Here is a 4,188-nt window from a genome sequence, read left to right as displayed (position 1 = left end):
GCCGCCTTCGGCCTGACCAACGTCGCCAACCAGCAACGCCGCGCCCGCTACGTCGCCTCCCGCTCCACCCGCCCCGCCTGGCTACACCCCGTCACAAACTTCACGTTGGCAGCGTGATCAGACGATTACACATTCCAGCTCAGTGCGGAGAGCCCTATTAGCCAGCACGACGGCCACGGACGCGGGCGAGAGCGTTGAGGGCTGTCTCGTCGGCCGTGGGTAGCGTGTGTAGGTAGCGTTGCGTTGTGGCGATCGAGCCGTGTCCCAGGCGCTCTTTTACGACTTGAAGGTCGGCACCGCCGGCGAGAAGCCAGGAAGCATGGGCATGGCGCAAATCGTGGACGCGTACCCGTCGGCCGATCCCGGCAGCCTCCACCGCAGGGTGCCAGATTTGTTTGCGGAACCAGTCGCCGGGGATGTGCCCGTCGGTGTCGCGGCGGCGTCGCTTCCGCGGGTTGTCCTTGCCGGCTGCCCGGCGCTTGGCCCGGTAGGCGGCGTAGGCGCCCTTGCAGTGCTGGCAGTGGCACGGCGCCATTGAGTAGGCGGTGATCGTGCCGTGCCGGTACTGGCGGCCCTTCGCGTTGGGCTCGGTCAGCCCGAGCGTGTCAGGATCTTCAGGAGGCTCGACGCGGGCCTTGGGCTCGTTCTGCTCAGGCATCGGGAACAGCAGGTCATCCGGTCCCAGACCCTTCGCGTGGATGTACTCCCGGAGCTTGTCGACCATCTGATTACTGACCTTGAAGCGCCGATACTCCTTGTCCTTCGGGTACTGCTGCACAAGGAATCTGCCGCCGGTCGGATGGTCCTTCGGGTTCAACTCCACCACGGCCCGGCTGACCGTCACGATGCCGGTGTTGAGGTTGATGTCGCGGGGGCGCAGTTCGGTCAACTCGCCCCAGCGCATCCCGCTCTCGATGTCGAGTTCGACGAGGAGTTGGAGGACAGAGTCGTTCAGCTTCCCGTAGATCAGATCGAACTGTTCGGGTGTGATGATCTGCAGTGGCTTCTTCGGTACCTCGGGAATCTTCACGCCTCGGCATGCGTGCAGGAAGGTGATCTGGTCGTTCAGCGCGGTCGTGAAAATCGCGCTGAGGATGGTCATGTTCTTGTCGATGACGTTCGGGCCGAGCCCCCGGTCGACCTGGTCGGTCACCCACTCGCGCACGTCCGCCAGCATGATCTCGGCCATCCTCATCTTGCGGAACCAGGGAAGGATGTGCGCGTTGAGGTTGTACTGGTATGTCTCGCGCGTACGCGGTTCCATCACGTGGTTGGGGAGCCAGGTCTCCTCCACGTAGGTGCCGAAGGGCTGCCGGCCGCGGCGTGGGTCGCCGACGCGGCCCTCACTCTGCTTGACCTCCGCCCGCTGCCAGGCCTGGTCCGCATCCCGCTTCGTGTTGAACGTCCCGGCCGACCGCAGTTGGCCGCGCAGGTCCAGATAGCACGCTGTGTATCGCGGCTTACCGTCCTTGCCGGTCCGCTTCTTGGCGTAGCCCATGCCCACCACTCCACTGATCATCCGTCCGTGATTTGTCCGCGGACGAGGGCGGCACCGCTTGGTAGCCGCCAGCATGTGACGGCACGAAAAGTGCCGCCTGAACAGCATTTCAGTAGTTGGGCAAGATTGCTTGAACAGTCCTACTTCGACGTAAATGTTCCCTCGCACGGAGGAGACCAGGGGTTCGAGTCCCCTCACCTCCACATATGATCATTGTTGTAACCTGCGATGATCTCGTTTCGACAATTGTCGATCATGGATTTTTTCGGCCGTGCGTGCTCATACCATGATTGTCTTATATGACGTTCTGTGATTGTACTGTTGCGTTGGCGAAGTCCGCCGTCTCGGCTGCCGATCGGTCATGATCGAGTGATGTATCGACGTCGTGTCCGTCCGCCGGTTCCGATGTCGGAGTTCGCGGGGTTCCGCTTCCCGCCCGAGGAGAAGCGTGCTGGCGGTGCGCTGGTATCTGCGCTACGCCGGATCCTACCGGGACGTCGAGGAGCTCCTCGCGGAGCGAGGTCTCGTCATTGGCCACGTGACCGTCTACCGGTGGGTGTGCCGGTTCACCCCGCTGCTGATCGACGCGGCCCGGCTATGCGGACCGCCAGCATGATCACGTCCGGTATGAGTTCTCGGCTGTGCGGGAACGTGTGACGCAGTGAGCGTAGCCGCACATGCCTTGGTGCAAGGCGTACATTGTGCGTACGCTGGTGGGGTGACGGGTGCGAAGGACGATCGGCTGCACCTTCGGGTGGAGCCGGCGCAGAAGGCGCTGCTGGAGGCCGCCAGCTCGGCATCCGGGAGCACGGTGTCGGCGTTTGTGTTGAAGGCCGCGACTGAGGCGGCGGCCGACATTCTGGCGGATCGGCGGGTGTTCATCCTGGACGAAGTGGCCTGGCAGGCGTTTGACCATGCGTTGGACCGGTCGGCGTCCGAGGTGGCGGGGCTGCGGGAGCTGCTGTCGGCGCCCACCGTGCTGGACCAGTCCGAGCCTGGCCAGGCCGGTCGGTGAGCGGTCGCCGGTTCGGCCCGGTCGAACCGGCGACCGCCAGCCATGTGCTGTCCGGGTTTGACTGCGGGTCGGCGGCGCAGTCGTCCTGGTTGACGGCGCACGCGTTGCAGGCGCACCAATCGGGCTCATCCCGGGTGTACGTGGTCACTGGCGCCGAGGACGGCGATCGGCAGGTGGTCGGCTACTACGCGCTAGCGGCTGGGTCGGTCGCGCCGACGCAGGCGCCGCGGCGGCTGACGCAGGGCGCGGGCCGCTACCACCAGCCGGTAGTCATCCTCACCCGGCTCGGTGTAGATCTGTCGGTCCAGGGCGCCGGGCTGGGCCGGGCCTTGGTGGTCGACGCACTGCGCCGCGTTGCCGCCGCCGGAGAGGTCATCGGAGTGCGGGCCCTGCTGATCCACTGCGAGAACGAAACCGCCCGCGACTTCTACCTGCGCCTGGCGAAGTTCGAGCCCGGCCCCACCGACCCCATGCACCTGTTCCTCCTGACGAAGGACCTCCGCAAAGCCCTCGGCGGCACCTGACCAAGTCCATGCGGTCCCGATTCCGAGGCGACACGTGATGGTCTGCCGACTGCCGACCGCCGGGCGCGGCCCGCCGGTCGGTCACGCGCCGCGTTCTGACGACTCCTGGGGGGACCGCGACCAACGGCGCTGTCGACGCGCTGACCGACGGCGCGGTCCGGCATCTGTCATACGGGAGCAGCGTCGGTGCAGGTAGACGGCCTGCCGGGCGCGATAGCGAGGGCGATGACCGGTCCGGGCAGGGTGGGATGGCGGTTCGTATTGTGGTCACTCAGGTCCACCAATGTAGGCATTGCGCGAACCGCTCCCTTCGGGGGCGTTGTGGCGGGTAGGACGGCTGCGGTGGCCTCGGTCGGCTCGGGTCTGGGGACTCGGAAGACCGGTTGGAGCCGTCCGGGGCCGAGGATCTTGACTTCGTGGATGAGGGCTTCGACGAGGGCCTTGCGCTGAAGGTCGGTGCCGACTTCGATGATCGAATCGATATTGTTTGCGATCTTGCGGAGGGTGGCGTGTGGGGGTATGACGGGTTCGTCGTCGATCTGGGCGGTGAGTTCGGTGTGGCGGCGGCGGAGCTGCTTGTGCTTGGTGCGCAGGGCGGCGAGTCGGGTGGCGAGGGTTTCTTCGTCGAGGGTGCCGCGCTCGAACGCGGACAGGTAGCGGTCGATGGCCTGGTCGGTCTGGGTGAGGTCGGCGTGGACGGTGGTGAGTTCGCCGGCGCGGTCGGCGTGGGCGTCGTCGTGGCGTTGACGGGCGAGGTGGACGGCGTCGGCGATGAGTTGCTGGTGGTCGCGGTAGAAGGCGGCGAACGCGGTGAGGACGGCTTGGTCGAGGGTGTCGGCGTCGAGGCGGGGGGCGTCGCAGCGGTCGCGGCTGTAGCGCAGGCGGGTGAAGCAGGTGTAGTAGCGGTAGGTGCGGTTGCGTCCCTTGGCGTTGGAGCCGAGCATCGCCTTGGCGCATTGCGGGCCGCGCATCCGGCCGGTGAGGTAGTAGTCGGAGTCGCTGGCGGAACATCGCGAGCATCTGGAGCAGCACGCGGCCCATCGGGGTCGCGGTGTCGAACGGCTCGGTCGCCGAGCGGAACACGACGCCAGCCTGGTCGAGTTCTTCGAGCAAGGTGACGGTGTCGCGCAGGTTGCGGGAGAGCCGGTCGA

The 4,188-nt window shown here is 66.2% G+C and carries 4 protein-coding genes and 2 pseudogenes; 3 read left to right on the top strand and 3 right to left on the bottom strand.

The features are described from left to right. Positions 1 to 157: 157 nt before the first annotated feature. Positions 158 to 1,498 carry a tyrosine-type recombinase/integrase gene (locus CV1CTNOD_RS15490; RefSeq protein ID WP_131786786.1) on the bottom strand — a complete coding sequence of 447 codons (1,341 nt, stop codon included), beginning with the start codon at positions 1,496 to 1,498 and terminating at the stop codon, positions 158 to 160. Positions 1,499 to 1,903: 405 nt separating this feature from the next. Between CV1CTNOD_RS15490 and CV1CTNOD_RS15485 the strand changes: the two are divergent. From CV1CTNOD_RS15485 to CV1CTNOD_RS15475, 3 genes and pseudogenes are all read left to right on the top strand, one after another. Next, positions 1,904 to 2,078: pseudogene (locus tag CV1CTNOD_RS15485) on the top strand (IS6 family transposase); the annotation flags it as partial. A gap of 138 nt (positions 2,079 to 2,216) precedes the next feature. Continuing rightward, positions 2,217 to 2,513, top strand: a complete 297-nt coding sequence (locus CV1CTNOD_RS15480; RefSeq protein ID WP_131786785.1) for a DUF1778 domain-containing protein — start codon at positions 2,217 to 2,219, stop codon at positions 2,511 to 2,513. Beyond that, positions 2,510 to 3,037, top strand: a complete 528-nt coding sequence (locus CV1CTNOD_RS15475; protein ID WP_131786784.1) for a GNAT family N-acetyltransferase — start codon at positions 2,510 to 2,512, stop codon at positions 3,035 to 3,037. The genes CV1CTNOD_RS15480 and CV1CTNOD_RS15475 overlap by 4 nt, the downstream gene beginning before the upstream one ends. A 167-nt stretch (positions 3,038 to 3,204) precedes the next feature. On the opposite strand, the gene CV1CTNOD_RS15470 is transcribed toward CV1CTNOD_RS15475, so the two are convergent. Further along, positions 3,205 to 4,008, bottom strand: a complete 804-nt coding sequence (locus tag CV1CTNOD_RS15470) for a zinc ribbon domain-containing protein (protein ID WP_242606724.1) — start codon at positions 4,006 to 4,008, stop codon at positions 3,205 to 3,207. A gap of 88 nt (positions 4,009 to 4,096) precedes the next feature. Next, a pseudogene (locus CV1CTNOD_RS26765) lies at positions 4,097 to 4,150 on the bottom strand (hypothetical protein); the annotation flags it as partial. Between the last annotated feature and the right edge of the window lie 38 nt (positions 4,151 to 4,188).

Origin of the sequence: Protofrankia symbiont of Coriaria ruscifolia (assembly GCF_900634745.1) — a bacterium.
Taxonomy (GTDB): Bacteria; Actinomycetota; Actinomycetes; order Frankiales; family Frankiaceae; genus Protofrankia; species Protofrankia californiensis.
This window is presented reverse-complemented; position numbering and strand designations above follow the sequence as displayed.